This window comes from Solibacillus cecembensis (genome assembly GCF_050272495.1).
GTDB classification, from domain to species: domain Bacteria; phylum Bacillota; class Bacilli; order Bacillales_A; family Planococcaceae; genus Solibacillus; species Solibacillus cecembensis.
In genome coordinates, this window is the sequence record NZ_JBNNMF010000024.1 from 34,984 (window position 1) to 53,072 (window position 18,089).

The 18,089-nt window shown below is 36.9% G+C and carries 16 protein-coding genes and 1 pseudogene; 16 read left to right on the forward strand and 1 reads right to left on the reverse strand.

The annotated features are described in order from the left end of the window. Positions 1 to 316 precede the first annotated feature (316 nt). The 16 genes and pseudogenes from ltrA (at position 317) to ACQKIH_RS18275 (ending at position 17,492) form a co-directional block, all read left to right on the forward strand. A pseudogene (gene ltrA / locus ACQKIH_RS18200) lies at positions 317 to 1,579 on the forward strand (group II intron reverse transcriptase/maturase). A gap of 392 nt (positions 1,580 to 1,971) precedes the next feature. Continuing rightward, the gene (locus ACQKIH_RS18205) at positions 1,972 to 3,015 is read left to right on the forward strand and encodes a transcriptional regulator (protein ID WP_427768146.1); all 1,044 of its coding nucleotides are present in this window, start codon (positions 1,972 to 1,974) and stop codon (positions 3,013 to 3,015) included. 115 nt (positions 3,016 to 3,130) lie between these two features. Further along, positions 3,131 to 3,865, forward strand: a complete 735-nt coding sequence (locus tag ACQKIH_RS18210; protein WP_427768147.1) for a diguanylate cyclase domain-containing protein — start codon at positions 3,131 to 3,133, stop codon at positions 3,863 to 3,865. After that, a complete protein-coding gene (locus tag ACQKIH_RS18215; RefSeq protein ID WP_427768148.1) occupies positions 3,855 to 5,534 on the forward strand; it encodes a DUF2334 domain-containing protein in 1,680 nt (559 codons plus the stop codon). The genes ACQKIH_RS18210 and ACQKIH_RS18215 overlap by 11 nt, the downstream gene beginning before the upstream one ends. After that, positions 5,534 to 6,799 carry a glycosyltransferase family 2 protein gene (locus ACQKIH_RS18220; protein ID WP_427768149.1) on the forward strand — a complete coding sequence of 422 codons (1,266 nt, stop codon included), beginning with the start codon at positions 5,534 to 5,536 and terminating at the stop codon, positions 6,797 to 6,799. Before ACQKIH_RS18215 ends, ACQKIH_RS18220 begins: the two co-directional genes overlap by 1 nt. A gap of 2 nt (positions 6,800 to 6,801) precedes the next feature. After that, positions 6,802 to 8,880, forward strand: coding sequence for a cellulose biosynthesis cyclic di-GMP-binding regulatory protein BcsB (locus ACQKIH_RS18225; protein ID WP_427768150.1), 2,079 nt, complete (start codon positions 6,802 to 6,804; stop codon positions 8,878 to 8,880). Positions 8,881 to 9,192: 312 nt separating this feature from the next. Further along, positions 9,193 to 9,642: a transcriptional regulator AhrC/ArgR gene (gene ahrC / locus ACQKIH_RS18230; protein ID WP_057987799.1), complete on the forward strand. Its 450-nt coding sequence runs from the start codon at positions 9,193 to 9,195 to the stop codon at positions 9,640 to 9,642. 16 nt (positions 9,643 to 9,658) lie between these two features. Then, entirely contained in the window at positions 9,659 to 11,356 is a 1,698-nt protein-coding gene (gene recN / locus ACQKIH_RS18235) for a DNA repair protein RecN (RefSeq protein WP_427768151.1), read from the forward strand. Positions 11,357 to 11,735: 379 nt separating this feature from the next. Further along, positions 11,736 to 12,665 (forward strand): SpoIVB peptidase S55 domain-containing protein, encoded by a 930-nt coding sequence (locus tag ACQKIH_RS18240; protein WP_427768152.1) that lies wholly within the window; start codon positions 11,736 to 11,738, stop codon positions 12,663 to 12,665. Positions 12,666 to 13,043: 378 nt separating this feature from the next. Further along, on the forward strand, positions 13,044 to 13,835 hold the full coding sequence (spo0A, locus tag ACQKIH_RS18245; RefSeq protein WP_057987805.1) for a sporulation transcription factor Spo0A: 792 nt from the start codon (positions 13,044 to 13,046) through the stop codon (positions 13,833 to 13,835). Positions 13,836 to 13,972: 137 nt separating this feature from the next. Next, on the forward strand, positions 13,973 to 14,188 hold the full coding sequence (locus tag ACQKIH_RS18250) for a site-specific integrase (RefSeq protein WP_057987807.1): 216 nt from the start codon (positions 13,973 to 13,975) through the stop codon (positions 14,186 to 14,188). Between the two features lie 383 nt (positions 14,189 to 14,571). Next, complete coding sequence (locus ACQKIH_RS18255) at positions 14,572 to 14,952, forward strand: PH domain-containing protein (protein ID WP_057987809.1); 381 nt, start codon at positions 14,572 to 14,574, stop codon at positions 14,950 to 14,952. Positions 14,953 to 15,598: 646 nt separating this feature from the next. After that, positions 15,599 to 16,216: a HutD/Ves family protein gene (locus ACQKIH_RS18260; protein ID WP_427768153.1), complete on the forward strand. Its 618-nt coding sequence runs from the start codon at positions 15,599 to 15,601 to the stop codon at positions 16,214 to 16,216. Positions 16,217 to 16,644: 428 nt separating this feature from the next. Next, positions 16,645 to 17,100: a DUF2975 domain-containing protein gene (locus tag ACQKIH_RS18265; RefSeq protein ID WP_427768154.1), complete on the forward strand. Its 456-nt coding sequence runs from the start codon at positions 16,645 to 16,647 to the stop codon at positions 17,098 to 17,100. Positions 17,101 to 17,144: 44 nt separating this feature from the next. Further along, positions 17,145 to 17,267, forward strand: a complete 123-nt coding sequence (locus tag ACQKIH_RS18270; protein ID WP_269084213.1) for a hypothetical protein — start codon at positions 17,145 to 17,147, stop codon at positions 17,265 to 17,267. A 3-nt stretch (positions 17,268 to 17,270) separates the two neighbouring features. After that, positions 17,271 to 17,492, forward strand: coding sequence for a hypothetical protein (locus ACQKIH_RS18275; protein ID WP_427768155.1), 222 nt, complete (start codon positions 17,271 to 17,273; stop codon positions 17,490 to 17,492). 89 nt (positions 17,493 to 17,581) lie between these two features. Here ACQKIH_RS18275 and ACQKIH_RS18280 read toward each other — a convergent pair whose 3' ends face one another. Continuing rightward, positions 17,582 to 18,037, reverse strand: coding sequence for a nucleotidyltransferase family protein (locus ACQKIH_RS18280; protein WP_427768156.1), 456 nt, complete (start codon positions 18,035 to 18,037; stop codon positions 17,582 to 17,584). Between the last annotated feature and the right edge of the window lie 52 nt (positions 18,038 to 18,089).

Genomic DNA, 18,089 nt, shown 5'->3' on the forward strand with positions numbered 1-18,089 from the left:
GATGGTGTGAAAGTGCATGCGCTTACCCGGGGAGATCTGACAGAAACGTGAAGTATCCTTCATAACCTACTTGGTGACAAGTAGCTGAATTGTCAGAAGTCAGCAGATGTCATAATACAAATCGGTCTAGAACGATTTGGAAGGACTGAACAATTAAGAGAGAATAGCCCTTGGCATTCCAGTTGGAACATGGAAGCATAGAAAACAGAGAAACCTCGCGCTCAGAAAGTAGTGGTGAATCCCACGAGGGTATTTGCGGAGGGTGTAGTTCAACTGGGCATAAGAAGATAAGCTATTCACGGAAAGGAACGAAATGGTGATGTTGAATCGAATTCTTGAACGGCAGAACATGATACAAGCGTTAAAGCGAGTAGAAGCGAATAAAGGAAGCCATGGAGTAGACATGATGCCCGTACAAACCTTACGTCAGCACATCCTCGAAAATTGGGAAACCATTAAATCGCAGATTCTAAGTGGAACCTATGAACCGCAACCGGTACGTCGAGTCGAAATCCCGAAACCAGACGGCGGTGTGCGTCTATTAGGTATCCCCACTGTGACAGACCGTTTGATTCAACAAGCCATATCGCAGATATTATCAATGGAATATGACAATACGTTTTCGGATAACAGCTATGGATTCCGACCAAACCGGAGTGCCCATGATGCAGTTCGAAAAGCATAGGGTTATATAAAAGAGGGTTATCGCTGGATAGTAGACATGGACCTAGAAAAGTTCTTCGACAAGGTGAACCATGACAGACTTATGGCGACATTAGCAAAACGGATTGAAGATAAACCACTTTTGAAACTTATCCGCAAATATCTCCAAGCAGGTGTGATGATAAATAGCGTAGTCTCTAGAACAGAAGAAGGGACCCCACAAGGTGGTCCTTTGAGCCCCCTGCTTTCTAATATCGTGTTAGATGAGCTTGATAAAGAATTAGAAACTCGCGGTCACAAATTCGTTCGTTACGCAGATGACTGCAATATTTACGTAAAAAGTAAACGTGCAGGGGAACGTACAATGGCAAATGTAAAGCGATTGATAGAAGGTAAACTCCGATTAAAAGTAAATGAAACAAAATCAGCGGTTGACCGTCCGTGGAACCGCAAATTCTTGGGTTTCAGTTTTACAAACCATAAAGTACCAAAGACCCGTATTGCGAAAACAAGCCTAGAACGAATGAAGAAGAAAATCCGGGAAATTACCTCTAGTAAGATGCCATTCCCAATGGAATATCGTATCAAGAAATTGAACCAATACCTAATCGGATGGTGTGGTTATTTCGCATTAGCAGATACACATTCTATCTTTAAAGCATTAGACAGTTGGATTAAGAGAAGATTACGAATGTGCCTTTGGAAAAATTGGAAGAACCCTCGAACAAGAGTCAGAAATCTCGCTCGCTTTAAAATACCTTATAGTAAAGCGTATGAGTGGGGGAATAGTCGTAGAGGCTACTGGCGCATTTCAAATAGCCCCATATTACACAGAACCCTCGGCAATTACTACTGGGAAAGCCAAGGGCTGAAAAGTCTGCAAGTTCGTTATGAAACTTTGCGTTATTCATCTTAATTGAACCGCCGTATACGGATCCGTACGTACGGTGGTGTGAGAGGTCGGGAGTTAATCACTCCCTCCTACTCGATTTATGAACGAAAAGGTCATTTAAACAAGTGATTCAAAATTTATATGATGGAAATAGTATAGCGCTTGGTATAATTGGTCTATCTTCAAATATAAGGCTAATTATGGAAGTATATTGAAGTGGTATAATTAAAAAGTTTCATACCTTCATTGGAAAACAATGAAAAATTAATAAAAATAGGTAAAATGAACTTTATTTTATAGTTTTTTTAGTCTATAATGAAGTTTGCTGAAATAATGCATCTTTAGGAACGTGATGTAAGATAGATGGGATGGTAGTTATGCAAAACTTCAGTAAGTTTTTTATTGTTTGTGTTATCTTGATTACTTGTACATATACCTTATTAGGGTGTCAGGATGAAAAATATGTAAAATCAAACGGACGAGATCGATTGCCGACGCAGCAATTTATCGAGAAACATCTATTAACTAATAACTTGTTACAAACAGATTTAACCGAGCGATCCAAGGAATATTTATCTGAATCGATTGGTTTATGGATGGAATTTTTAGTCGAGCAAAATGATCCAATTCAATTTGAAAAGCAAGTACAAGTAATGGAAAAGTATTTTTTGACAAAAGATAACACCGTTTCATGGCGAATTTTGAATGGTGAAACTTCTACAGTCAATGCTTTAATCGATGATTTGCGTATTATGCAGGCATTGTACAATGGAACGGAACAGTGGGAGGAGCGCTATAAGAAGCTTGCGGATAAAATGGCAACTGCGATGATTCAATTGAATGTTAAGGATGGCTTTTTAGTAGATTACTATGACGTAGCTACTTCCAGTCAGGCAGATTTTGTGACGATGTCGTATATCATTCCAAAAGCATATGACATGTTGTATGAAAAAGATTTTATAACTAAAACTCAGTATACGGATAATCGGGATTTAGTCGCGAATGCACCACTTTCTAAGGATGGCTTTTTTCCGCAACGCTACAATGTCACGACGAAAAGCTATGAGTATGAAGATGAGATTAATTTAATCGACCAATATTACATTGGTTATCATCGTGCCCAATGGGGATATGAGGTACGAACATTAGTAGCATTAACTAAGGAAGCGATGGCATCACAAGGAGTGCTTTATGGGCGTATTAACCCAACAACAAAAACACCAACAGTAAATTACGAATCCGCAGCTGTATATGCCTTAGCTACTTTGATGATGTTAGAACTTGAAGAAAAAGAACTCGCGCAACAATTATATGAACGACTTTTAACACTACGCAACAGTGATACAGAAAGTGATTATTATGGTGGCTATATCGTAGTAGACAGACTATATACACATTTCTTTGATAATGTATTAGCGCTGCTTGCCGAAAGGAAGGGAAAAGATGAGGGCGTTTTTTAAGTCAGCATATGGTATTTATATTCAAATTTTGATTCTCCTATGTATATTCAGTTCATTTATCTTAATTTTCGACAGTACACCGATGATGAATATATTGCTAGCCCTTTTGTTGTTTATGACTATCGGATTGGCGCTATTTAATGGAATACTAAATGGATTAGTTGCAAGTTTACTCCTTCTTTTTTTTATGGGAACTACATTGCTAGTTGCGGCTATAAAAAATACGACATTCAGTAGTTTACAGTTGCAAATGCTATCCATCGAACAATTTGTCGTTTTTGGAATCGTATTAATTGTAAGTGTTATTGTTGCTGGGATGATACAAGAGCGAATTCGTGACGTGATGAATGATCAGAAACGACTACGCTACGAGGTAGAACAGTACGTCTCGATTGATACGGATACATCGTTTGATAATAAAAAACGAATGCAAGTAGAAATTAAACGAGAAATGAGTCGTGTCAACCGTTATGGTGGAAGTTTTTCGCTGCTATTAGTTGAACTAGATCATTATAATGAGCTCAATCAAGCTTATGGTTCTAAAGAGATGCAACATTTACTGGAGGTAATTGGGCAGAAGGTGAATGAACAGTTGCGTTTAACTGACAGGAAGTTTCGCTATTATGATAACCGTTTTGCCTTTTTATTAACAGAAACGCCACAAGCGCATGTCGAAATCATAATTGAAAAACTGGCATTACAATTACAAACGCATCAGCTAACAAATGGTAAAACGGTCACACTTTCATTTCATATTAGCTTTAATGAATATGACAATATCAAAAAGCAACATTCCTACGATCAATTTATCGAGGAGCTTGAAAGTGAGATTATTTTTTATGCGATGTAAATTCATTGTATTTGTTACATTATTGTTGGCTGTTTCGATTTCGACGAGTGTTGATGCACAACTACAAAATTTAGATGAACGTCGTGTCCTCATTGTTTACACAAATCAAGATGATATCGCGATGGCCAATGTACAAATGATTCAGGCGACGATGAGTGGTTTATTTGAGCAAGTTGATAGTGTTCATGTGGATCGATTAGAGAAAGTTCACTTAGATGAGGCAAATATTGTCGTCGCTTATGCGAAAACAGATGGAGAAATTTCAAGTAGAGCAATTGATTTGCTTTCAAATTATTCAAAGGAACTATTAGGAATCGGTGAATTTGCCAAAGTTCTACCGCAGTTTGATGAATGGGAATTTATTGGGGATATTTCCGTTCGTTATATTGATAATCAGCCATTGAAATATGACATAGTCGTAAATCATATTCAAATAGATGGAAAAACGGAAGTTCTTTTAGAAGGAATGCAATACGAAAAATCGTTTCCGCTCATTATGAAAAATGAACGCATATCCTATATCAATTTCACGGATTTTTTTGTAGAAGAGCGCTATATTTTCTCCTATTATTTATATGACTTATTCCAAATCGAAAAGCCAGAATCCCATTTAGCATACATTCGATTAGAGGATATCTCACCAGTTACGGATCCAGAACTATTACAGCAAGCGGGGGATTATTTATTGAATCGTGGTATTCCTGTGTATTTGGCCGTCATTCCTGTATATGTGGATAATGAAACTGGAAAAACAACGATGCTTAGTGATATACCGGAGCTACAAGCAGTTTTAGATGATTTGGTAGAGCGCGGAGCTTATATTATCGCAAATGGTTATACGCATACAGGCGAAGGGTTTGAGTTTTGGGATTTTGTACTGAATCAACCGATTACGACAATGAATCCACAGGACAAGCCAACATCGCTTAAAAAGATGAACCAATTTAGTAGTGAGGATGCGTATGCTAAGTATTTAGAACCTTATCAAGCAATTGAAACGCAGTATATCAACGAAAAATTAACGGCATCGATTCATAGTTTAGTTGAGTTAGGTTATAGTCCGATTGCTTTTAAGGTACCACGTTATACGATGAGTGAGAATGGCTATCATATTGTTTCGAATTATTTTTCAAGTGTTTTTGGTCAATTGCAGCTATCTGATACGGATTGGGGCGCTATGAATAGCCCATTATTCATGAGCCGACCAACACGTTTGAATGGGATGGTGTTATACCCTGAAACGGTTGGCTTCGTTGATCCATCTGAAAGCGACCCGATTGCAGTTATCGAGGAGAAAATAGCGAAAGTTGTAAAGGTGCCAGGCTCGATGTTAGGTGGTTTATATCATCCTTATTTAGGAATTGATTATTTAAAAGAGATGGTCGCTCTGTTTGATGCGGTCCCAAATTTAAAATGGTTGGACGTAAAGGATACAGATTTAGTAGTAAAAACGAATAAAGTAAGCGTAACCGTTGAAAATGGAGAAGTTATGACACACTCATCGCTTTCATATAAAGACGATTTGCGTGTAATGGCGAAGGAACGTCCACTCGAGATCGTACTATGGCTAATCGTTCTATTAACGACCATTTTTGTTAGTATTTTTATATTAAATATATTCCTTTTACGTATTCGCTATCGGAAAAGGCTATTTGAGGAGCGATCATAATGGCCAATCTATTATTTTACACTGCTATGTTTTTAATTTGGTTCATGCTGTTGTATCACATGTTTTTAGCGCAAGGTGGTTACTTGCATTTTAAGAAATATCGAAAAGTAATTCCAGAGTGGGAGAAAAAGATGAAAGGAGATTTACCTTTTGTTAGTATTTTTATCCCAGCTCATAATGAAGCGGTTGTAATTGCCCAAACATTAAAGGCAATGGTACGCCTATCATATCCGAAAGACCGTTTAGAAGTCATTATAATTTGTGATAATTGCAGTGATAACACGAAAGAAATTGGCGAGAGTTTTGCGCATGATTATCCATTCATTAAGATTATTGAAACAGAGGGGAAATATAAAGGGAGAGGGAAGTCAACGGCGCTTAATTATGCACTTTTGCATAGTAAAGGTGAAATCATTGCCGTGTATGACGCAGATAATACGCCAGAGAAAAAAGCGGTTTGGTATTTAGTTATGGGGTTACTAAATGATCCAAAAGCGGCTGCAATGGTCGGGAAGTTTCGTGTTGTGAACGCTGCCCAAACATGGCTTACCCATTTTATTAATATCGAAACGATTTGCTTTCAGTGGATGGCTCAGGCGGGGCGTTGGCATTGGTTTGGCATAGCGACTATACCTGGCACAAATTTTGCGATTCGTCGTGAAATTATTGAGCAGCTAGGTGGCTGGGATGAGTCAGCAATGGCGGAGGATACCGAACTGACAATTCGTGTTTATAATTTGGGCTATCATATTCGATTTTTCCCAGCCGCAATTACATGGGAGCAGGAGCCAGAAACATTAGGTGTGTGGTGGCGTCAGCGAACGCGATGGGCACGAGGTAATCAATATGTCGTTTTAAAGTTTTTAGGAAAACTATTTTCAATGAAACAAAAGCGAATTATGTTTGATATTTTTTACTTCTTCTTTACCTATTTTTTATTTTTCTTCGGTGTAATCATTTCCAATGGTATTTTTATCATCAACATCTTCGTTGATTTGAATTTATCGATTGGTAATGTAGCGGTCGTTTTATGGGCACTGGCATTTTTATTATTTTTAACAGAGGTTATGATTACGCTTAGTATTGAAAAGGATCAATTAACGTTTAAAAATATAATGTATGTAATCGCGATGTATTTTACATATTCACAAATGTGGATATTACTCGTAATTTATTCACTCTTTTTAGAAATGAAACGCGTCATTTTTAAAGAAGAACATAAGTGGTATAAAACTGAACGTTTTGCGACAAAAGGGGGTAAATAAACGTGCGAAAACGGCTATTTGTTTTAGTTTGTACGATGTTATTCATTATGGTGATTGGTAATGAAAAAGGATATGCCCAAACAACGGATATTGAATTACCAATAAAACCGACGATTACAAATAAAAAGGTACCTTTAACAAACGAAATTATTCATTTAGAAGGACCTGTTTCAGAAAAGAACTTTTATTATGAATTGTTATCAGATGTGCAACCGGGTGATTATTACGCTCAATTTTATATAAATCATTCGAACTTATTAATTGAGCCTTCTGCAATAACAGTGGAGGTAGATGGAGAGCCAATCCAATCCATTTCACTTGCGGAGAAAACTACTGAATTTAAAGTGAATTTACCAAAAAATGCGTTAAAAACGGGTATTCATACGATTACACTTAGCTTTAATGGCTTTTTGAAAGAAGGTATTTGTGTTCCGCAACAATCAACGAGTAACTGGGTAACAGTACAAATTAATTCATTTTTAAATATAGATGGAACAACACCGATTGTAGGGCAATCTTTATCAAGTTACCCCGATTTATATACAGGGACTCCGACTGAAAAAATAAAAGTAATTATCCCACAGCAAGCATCGATGGAAACAACTAATGCTGCTTTACAAGTTGCCAATTATTTAACACAGCAATCAGCGGGAAATTCTGTGAATGTTATAAATGAACAAGAAGTGGACGCCTTATCAAATCATTTTGTATTAATTGGTTTGCAACAGGAGTTTTCATCTAGTTGGGCAAAAAAAATCGCCACTCAAAATGAGCCACCAGAAAAAGGACTGCAAATTTCACAAATAAAAGTGGTGAATCACGATGCGGCAGTCCATGCGTTACTCGTAACGGCGAAAAATGCTGTGGAATTTGATAAAATTGCCGTTTTAACAACACCGTCGATTGTACCGCAATTAACGGGAGAAAAGATCGTTATTGAGGAAATGCCTGCAGTGAATGCGCAAATTGACTCAAATAAAGTGACATTTAAACAGCTTGGACTGCTAAATTTCACACTGGATAATCGGATGAATTCGACTAATTCGTATTTTTATTATTTACCAGTGAACAAACATAATGTTACAGATCCTTCTATTGAATTACACTTGAAATATTCGGATATTATTGCCAATTATGAGGAACTGACAAAACGTCCAGATAGTGCGAGTATTTTAGAGGGGAAAGTAGAATTGATTGTCTATTTAAATGGTGTTCCACATGCGGTAGATATGCAAACACTTTCGTCTAAAGGGAATAATGATGTAAAGGTGACCGTGCCATTTGATCCATCTATTTTAAAGGATTCGCAAGTGTTAGCAATCCAAGTAGCTGCGAATGGACTTGTCATGCAAAATCCTTGTGTCGCGACAGATCAGAAGAAATGGATTTACGTTTATGATGATAGTGAATTACGATTACCAATGGCGACAACGGAAACGTCAAGTAACCTGACATTCAGCCAATTTCCGTTCCCATTTGCTAAGCATGATGATGAATTGACTATCGTTGTGCCAGATGCAGGTGAAGTTTCTGAGGATGAGCTTTTGAGATTATATGGTGCATTCACGACGAATAATGCCACACCGAAAATGGCGGTTATCAAATCGAGTGATGTAAAAGAGGAGCAACTGAAGAAAGGGAATGTCGTTTTCGTTGGCGGTCCTACGATGCATCCGATTTTGGGTGGGGTGGACAATCTCGTTATGGGGTATAACAATGGCGTTGCGCAGTTAACGGACCATGGTTTTATCCATACGACGACGGCGATGTTTACTTTTTTACAGCCGAATATTTGGAATGAAGAGTATGCGATGCTCGTATTTGATAAAATGAGCGATGCAACAAGCTTTTTACCGAAAGAATTACTGAGCTTCATCCGCAACACCGAAATCTCGTCCAACGTTATTGTGCAAATGAATACTAATCAAATTTTCACGAATGAGCAATGGATGGGTGAAAATGAAGCGCAAGGGAAGACCGTAACGCAAAGTAGCAATGACTATTATTGGTGGATCGCTGCTTTCATTGGATTAATGGCTGTTATAGTGCTATTGATCATTATCTTTAAGCGCAAGAAATAAAGGGATTAAAATAAGTTAGCAGTCAAATCATGCATATAAAATAGATAGCATCTCCTAGTGCGGTAAAGGGAGATGCTATTTTGGGGTTAATCACAGCACGACATAATATTGCAAGAAAACAAAGTCGTGTCATGTAATTAAATGAATGCATAACTTTATTAGTCAAGGAATGTATGGCACTAAAAAAAATGCTAATAGAGAATTTTGAAAGGTTCCATCGGGTTTTTCTTGAATTTCTTTTATGCAAATGGTAGTGTAAATATACATAGATTGAATAACTATTAATGAATAAAATTTAATGAGGTGACCTCGATGAATAAGGGCCAACGCCATATTCGCATTCGCGATATTATTACAAATAATGAAATTGAAACACAAGACGATTTAGTCGATCATTTAAAAAATGCAGGTTATAACGTGACACAAGCGACGGTTTCACGTGATATTAAAGAATTACATTTAGTGAAGGTTCCGTTACAAGATGGCCGTTATAAATACAGCTTACCTGCGGACCAACGCTTTAATCCAATCCAAAAATTACATCGTGCATTAGCGGATGCATTTGTATCAATTGATGGGGCGTCCCACTTTTTAGTGATGAAGACGTTACCAGGTAATGCTAACGCAATCGGCTCTTTATTAGACCATTTAGATTGGTCCGAAATTTTAGGAACAATTTGCGGAGATGATACGATTTTAATTATGTGTCGTACAGAAGAGGACCGAGAAGACATTAAAAATCGTTTATTAGAGATGCTATAAATCGAGGTGGATTTGTTTGTTAAGAGAATTAAGCATTCGCAACTTTGCAATCATTGATGATTTAACCGTGAGCTTTTTTGACGGATTAACCGTTTTAACAGGTGAGACGGGTGCAGGGAAATCGATTATTATCGATGCGGTCAATATTTTAGCAGGTGGGCGCGGGTCAACTGAATTTATTCGACATGGTGAAAAAAAAGCTGAACTTGGTGGATTATTTCAAATTCATAATGACAACCACCCGATTTTTCACAAGTTAGAAGAGCACGGGATTGATGTGGAAGAAGGGACGATTATTTTACGCCGTGATTTGAATGATTCGGGTAAAAGTATTTGTCGTGTCAACGGAAAACTGGTGCCATTGACGGTATTACGCGAAATTGGCGGGAGTTTAATTGACATTCATGGGCAACATGAAAATCAAGAGTTAATGGACGAGAAATATCATATCAACTTGCTTGATCACTTTGCGAGCGCAGCACTGCAAGATGTGAAAGTACGCTATAAAACGGCTTATGACACGTATCGCGAGCTCAAAAGAGAAGTGGCTGAACTGAGTATGGACGAGCAAAGAATGGCGCAAAAAATCGATTTGTACCAATTCCAAATCCAAGAACTCGAACAAGCCGACCTCAATGTGGACGAAGAAGAGTCACTCAATGATGAACGTCGTCGCTTATTGAATTTCCATAAAATTTTTGAACATGCCAATACTGCATATGAAGCGATATCTGGTGAATCAAATGGACTTGATTTTATTGGCAATGCGATGGAGTCAATGGATCAAATCGTGAATTTAGATGAGACATTTAAAGAGGCGTCTGAAGCAGTAACGACAAGCTTTTATGCACTCCAAGATGCAGCTTATCAAATTAAAAATGCGCTGGATGATTTGGAGTACGATGCAGAACGTTTAAATGAGGTCGAGCAGCGCCTTGCACAATATCAAACAATGAAACGCAAATATGGTACGACGGTTGAAGAAATTTTGACGTACTATGCAAAAATAGAAGAAGAATTAATGCAGCTCATGAATCGTGATGAAACGATGCAAAAAAACGAGCAACTCCTTCATGAAATGGAACAGGAATTAGCACAACTGGCGAGTCAGCTAACGCTTATTCGTAAAGAAAATGCACTTGTTTTAAGTGATGCTATCATGGAGCAATTGCGCATGTTACATATGGAAAAAGCGAAATTTGTTGTGAATTTCGAAGCCCAGGAGCAGTTTGATGCGAATGGAAGAGACAGCATTGCTTTTTATATTTCGACCAATGTTGGGGAACCGCCAAAATCCTTGCCAAAAGTAGCATCAGGTGGCGAACTTTCACGGATGATGCTGGCGCTGAAAACGATTTTCTCGACGTCAAATGGAATTACATCGATTATTTTTGACGAGGTGGATACGGGTGTCAGTGGCCGTGTCGCACAGGCGATTGCTGAAAAAATTGCAGCGATTTCGGGGAATTCTCAAGTGCTTTGTATTTCGCATTTACCACAAGTGGCTGCGATGGCTGATCACCAATATTATATTAAAAAACAAGTTGAGCATGACCGCACATTTACAACGATTTCTGAAATGCAGGAAACCGAGCGCATCGAAGAGATTAGCCGTATGATGAGTGGCGCAGAAATTACCGAATTAACATTGCAACATGCTTCTGAGCTTATTCAAATGGCTAATGAACGTAAAAATGCGATGAATGACTTATAAATAGGGAATACTAAAAACGCATCCTTCAGAATCAAGGGATGCGTTTTTAGCTATAAATGAATAAGGATAAGTATCATCTATTTCGAAAAATTATTTTTTTAACATAATATTGGTCTCTTTTCCAATATCAAGTTGAAACTGAAATTTATCCGTTTATTTTGGTGGGAAAACATTTTTTTAGTAAATAAAAAGTGAAAATTATCCAAAATAATTACTTCGAAAAACATTATTTCACACGGAAACGCATGGTGTATGTCTTTTAAAGATTCACAAAATTATTCGTTAAGTTCGATACAAAATCAATTTCAAATACACCAAAAAATTTCCGTTCATAACTCATCCAAACTGTCACATAGTAAGCAAACAGAGGAGGTGAAATATGAAGCAAAGGTTGCGATCATTACTCGTCGTCGTATTATTTTTAGCATTTCCATTACAAGGCTTTGCAAAGGAATTAATTCCAATGGGTCAATCCATCGGTGTGCAGCTCCAATTGCCTAATGTTTTTGTCTCACATGATGTTTTGCTGGATTCAGGTGAATGGCTCAAACAGGGAGATCAAATTACGAAAGTTAATAATGAAACACTTTCTGACGTTACGGTGTTGAAAAATCAAAAGAAAGATGTAGAATTAACGGTTGAGCAAAAATCGGGAACAAAGAAAGTGAGCATATCAAAAGATCAACTTTTTAATTTAATGCCCTTTTTAAAAACAGAAACAGATGGAATCGGTACGTTAACATTTATCGACCCGCAAACAATGGAGTATGGCGCATTAGGGCATCAAATTGTAGACTCCATTTTAAAGCAACCGCCACAATTTGATGAGGGCTCTATTTTTACAGCATCCATTTCTCAGGTAAAAAAGAGCGTGCCCGGTCAGCCAGGCTATAAAATTTCGATTGTCAATAAATCATTAACACCACTCGGCACTGTTGCAAGTAATGAGCTTTACGGTATTTTTGGAAAATGGGAACAACCGCTACAACACAGTGTGCATCCGGCGCTAGAAATTATACATGCGGATGAATTAAAAGAGGGGAAAGCCCAATTATTAACGAGCATTGATGGAGAAAATGTAGAAACATTTGAGATTGAAATTAATAAGCAAGATGGGAATACGTTTACATTTTTTGTGACCGACGAACGATTAATTCGAAAAACGGGAGGAATTATACAAGGGATGAGTGGTAGCCCGATTATACAAGATAACCGATTTGTAGGGGCTGTAACGCATATGTTCGTGGAAGAACCGACAAAAGGCGCAGGAATTTTAGTAATCGAAATGCTGAAAAAAAGCCCGAATTAAGAACCTATTGACTACACTTATTAAATAAGTGTAGTCTTTTTTTACTTTCTTTATTAAAATTGTACATACGTGCATTCGACAAAAGGGGAGAATTAACGCTATTATTGTCGATATAATGTGAAATTATAATGCTTGATGCTCATTTTTTAATGTTTTAAAGGGTTTTTTTAAATATTGTCGAAAACTCACTAATGTGAAAGCAAAAAAGGCGGGTTGCTAGACAAAATAATAAAGGCTATTTTTCTTCGCAATAATTTCAATTTCGATGACAGACAGTACAATGTGATGAAAGCTTTCATTTTTCACGGTACTTGGATGAAATAGGTCGTGTGGATTAGTAGATACCTGAATAAACTTAAAATTAAAGGGGGATTTTGTTTGACGAAAGTAAAAATTGCGATTGCGGATGATAATCGTGAACTCGTAAAAACGATGGAACTGTTTTTTAAAAACCATGCTCAAATTGAAGTAGTTGCGACGGCAGCAAATGGGAAACTATGTATTAAAATGTTGGAAGAGCATAAGATAGACGTTTTATTGCTAGATATTATCATGCCACATTTGGATGGACTTGCTGTGTTAGAAGCCATGTACAATGACGAACGTTGCGGTGAAACTCAGGTCATTATGTTAACGGCTTTTGGACAAGAAGATGTGATGAAACAGGCTGTCAATTATGGTGCTTCATATTTTATGTTAAAGCCTTTTGAATTTGAACAGCTTGTACAAAAAATACTTCATTGCGCGGGCCAACAAGTCGAGGTGGAGAAACGAAAAAGCGTTTTACAACCAAATTCGTCAGCAAAACTTGATCAACGTCAACTAGATACAACGATTACGTCCATTATTAAAGAAATCGGTGTTCCTGCTCATATTAAAGGGTATTCCTATTTACGTGAGGCAATCCAAATGGTTTACCATGATATCGAGTTACTTGGCTCGGTAACGAAAATTTTATATCCAGAAATCGCCAAGAAATTTAATACAACGCCATCACGTGTAGAGCGTGCTATCCGTCATGCTATCGAAGTCGCATGGAACCGTGGTAGCTATGAGTCTATTTCTGAGCTATTTGGCTACACAGTGCATCATATGAAGTCGAAACCTACAAACTCAGAATTCATTGCCATGATTGCGGACAAGATTCGCATTGAGATGGTGGCGAGTTAAGCCTGGTACAATGTGATTTGGCAGCGAATGGCTATCGGAGAATGACCGGTAAACTTATTATATTTAACGATTATATTACGTATACGATAACGCCTTCTTAAACAGTTTTTAACGCTGTTTGGTGAGGCGTATTTTTTATGGCGTTAAGTCCGTTTTTAGTAGAGATTGCCCGTTACATACTCGATTGTTCAGCGAAAGGTCTATCGAAGAAAACGCTAAGTTCGTATGAACAAACTTTAAAACTATTTGCGCGTTATCTCGAAGATATATTCGAAGTTAATGACGTTAAGAGCGTCACAGGGGAGCACGTAAAGGCTTATATCCGTTCAATCGAAGAAAGGGGGCAAGTTTGAAGTAAGCGCTGCTGATAAGCCCGTCAACTACCCGGAGCGTCGTGGCGATTATGGTAAACCCGTTAGCAAAACGACGATAGCAAACTATGTACGCAATATCAAAGCGTTTTATTCGCAGCTTTACAACGAGCAAACTATCCGTAAAAATCTGTTGAAGGATTTAAAGAACGTAAATGGAAAGGAGAAAAATGTATAATAAATCAATAGTTAAAGATTTTCAATGGAACTAATTTACGAAGGATCATACAGATGAACTCATTTACTATAAACAGTTATTGATAATTTTATAACTCATTCAACACAATGAATTGTTTATTTACTTGAATATATGTTAAAAATAGGGTTATATATAATGTATAAAATAAGTGAAGGTGGTATTTGATATGGGGCTATTCGATGGGTTAATAGGAAATGCAACCGAAGTGAATTTAGATAAATTACAGGATGAATTAAAAGAATTATTGATACCTAACGAAACAATAAAAAACGCATACAAAGTTATAAGAGATACGTTTATCTTTACGGATAAGAGGCTCATATTAATTGATAAACAAGGGGTAACTGGAAAGAAAACCGAGTATCATTCAATTCCTTACAAAAGCATACTTCATTTTTCTGTTGAAACTGCGGGGACATTTGATTTAGAAGCAGAGTTAAAAATATGGGTTTCGGGTAACACGTTGCCGATACAGAAAAACTTTAATAAATCGACTAATATTTATAAAGTTCAAAGCGTATTAGCGGAATATGTTTTAGAACAATGATTATACTGAACGGTCAACATTTTATTATGGTGGTCGTTCTTTTTTGCGCTTTGAGACGCAATTCTAACGTAGTGACATTCGCAAAGTAGGGTAGTTTTATACGTGTGAAATCGTTTGGGGGATTTATACATATTTGAAATAATTAAATATCTATAGCAACGGAATGACCTTGCGTCAGTTTTACGTTAAACTGTTAATTCCGTATCATATGAAATCAAAGCCGACCAATAGTGAATTCATTGCCGTGATTGCGGACAAGATTCGCATTGAGATGGTGCGAGTTAAGCTTAGGTGGGACAAGGATTTACAGCAGTTGTAGAGTAGTCAAACCGCAAAATAATTAAGCGATAAACTACTTAATGAGGGCTATAAATTACTAAACTAATAAGCGTGAATTATTACGCACTTTTGTTTATTGAGTTTACAAAAACTTACGAAATGGCTTGTCTATTCTTCAAATTAATACGGTTGTAAATAAGCAATTCACCTGCTACAATTTGGAATCAAGAATCACTTGAAATAGCCGGAACATCTTATTTTGATGAATAACATAAAGCTCTATTGTATAAATGGTTGGTTAGCGTACGTCATTGCTGGAATGTTTTAATGTACTAATATTTCACACTAAAGAAGGAGAATTTAAAATATGCCGTATTCAATACAATTAATTAGAAAGAATGACCAAACGACGAATGAATGGTCAGGTGGATTCACGACGGAGCTAGCCATTTATCCACAGGAAGCAAATTATATAGAGCGAAATTTTAAGTGGAGAATGAGTTCAGCTTTAGTTGAAATAGAAGAGTCTGTTTTCACCCTACTCCCGGATATAAACAGATTAATTATGGTCATTGATGGAGAAATAACGTTACAACATGAAGGGCATCATCATGTACATTTGAAGCCTTATGAACAAGACCGATTCAGTGGGGGATGGACTACTCGAAGTTTTGGCAAAGTAAGAGATTTTAATCTTATGATGTCGGAGGGATGCATCGGTAATATTGAAGCGATGACTGTTGAAAGAGGTAGTTATCACGAAATAGCCAATCTGAACAACCGAGGCGTACGTCAAATGGCTGAAGCTTTTTATTGCATCAACGGACCAGTACATATAACGATTGACGACCTGGAGGAAATTGTTATAGAAGAAGGTGACTTGATCTTATTACATAGTGAGCAATTGGAAACAAGCATCCCTATAAAACTATTCAATAGAGCGCAAGTAGAAGCCAACGTCATAAGAGCAAGCGTGATTTTTTGAGATTAGATATTCAAAAGCTTGTTAAACTTTATTAAATATTCGTATATTTGCCCATGAAATGGATTGGAGAATAGCGATTTAATCCGTGAAATTAATTTGTATATACGCTTGCAGAAAAGAATGGCAAATGGGTAGTGAACGCTATTGAAGAAGAGTGGGCCCCATTCCGATTGTAACCTTGAAGGAATTATTCCTGGTTGCGAGTTTTACCCCATACTAAAGTACATCTATTTTTATTATTTATTCACCCCGATAGCTCTATATCGAGGTGAATTTTTTTGTTCTTTAGACAAAATATGTATAGGAGATTTTTGTTTTGGAGCATATTAAATGCGGAAAGTTTATTGTTTATCAATAAATATACATTGACATGCAATGTTGTTGAGCTTTATATTGTAATTAGTTGGAAACTTTGGAGGTGGATTAGGTTGAAAGGGAACATAACGTCAAATATTTTAAAAATCTTAATAGTTGTGTTTGCAATCGGTGTGCTATTTTTCGGAGGATATGTACTGCCAAGTATCGCAGAAGATATGCTCGCTTTAAATCCCGAACTTGATTATGCTAAACTACCTATCCTTGTCACTTGCGAATTATTGTTAGTGTTATTATTAATTGGATTAGGAATCATCATGTATTTACTTATTATTTTTGATCGTGGGTTGGTATTTAGTTCACCATTTATTAGCTGGGTCGAAGTGTTAGTTGGAATGTGTATTGTCGCATCGGTCGGAATCATCATTTTATTTCAGTATACGAGAACCTTTGGGGAACCTGGGCCGTTGTTAGCTCTAATCATGATAGGTCTTACCGTTACAATATGGATAATAGCAGCGGTAATTATGCTAATTCGAGTGATAGTAAAAAAAGCCGTTGTTTACTAAGAGAGTTATGATAGCGCGAAATAATTGATAAAGGGGGAGGACGAATGGGGCATCTTGTGAACGTAGATATAGAGAAAACTAAAGAACTGTATAAACCATTCCCTCTCATTTCTGATAAAGAACATTGTGGGTGTGTGGATTGTTGTTATTATGCAGAGGCTATTTAGCGTATGACTCCAGGGATCCAACGTTTTTTTCAGCAATTTGGAATTGACCCGAGAAAAGACGGAGAGGTTTGGAAAGCTGCTGAGTACTATGATGGCACTCGTTTATATATTGTAGATTACCGTTTTGTTGGGAACATACAAGATGCTGACCAATTAGCCTGGATAGAAATAGATGACGCTAAATTTAGTTTGACGAATTATCCAATCTACCGTTACCGAAGATAGTTCTAGCACTTATACCGCTAATGATTGAAATACAGGAAGAAATAATTATCGACCGCAATTGAAAAGATGATTGTACAACAAAATTTGCCTTAATTATTCAATATTAAATTTGTCCATATAGTTTTCCATTTTTTCGTTGCGACTCTTTGTTGATAAATGGGATGTAATTTTTCAGTCTTTAAATACTTAGGAGTTGGCTCAATTTTTAACTCAAATAAATCAGTTAATCCATAAGGGGCAATAATTTCAATATGATTATTTATCAATCTTGCGCCTATTGCTGTAGCAGTTTCAGGAAAATGACTTATTCCATCAAAAGAAGAACTAAAGGGCTGTAAATGATTTTTCAGATGCATGCGAGCTTGGTTTTTCACCGACCACGGTAAATCGGGAAGTAAACGATGTAATTGCGCTTCGAACCTTTTTTCTGTTTCAATTGTTACATCATTTTCTTGGAAATAAATGACGTCAATATCATTTGCAGAAGTGTGGATACCATGTAAAACATCCCATAATTTATTTCTTAAAACCCCGCACAAATCCAACAATCTGGTAAATCTAATAACTCAACTGTTTTTAGGGTGGTCATAAGGAATA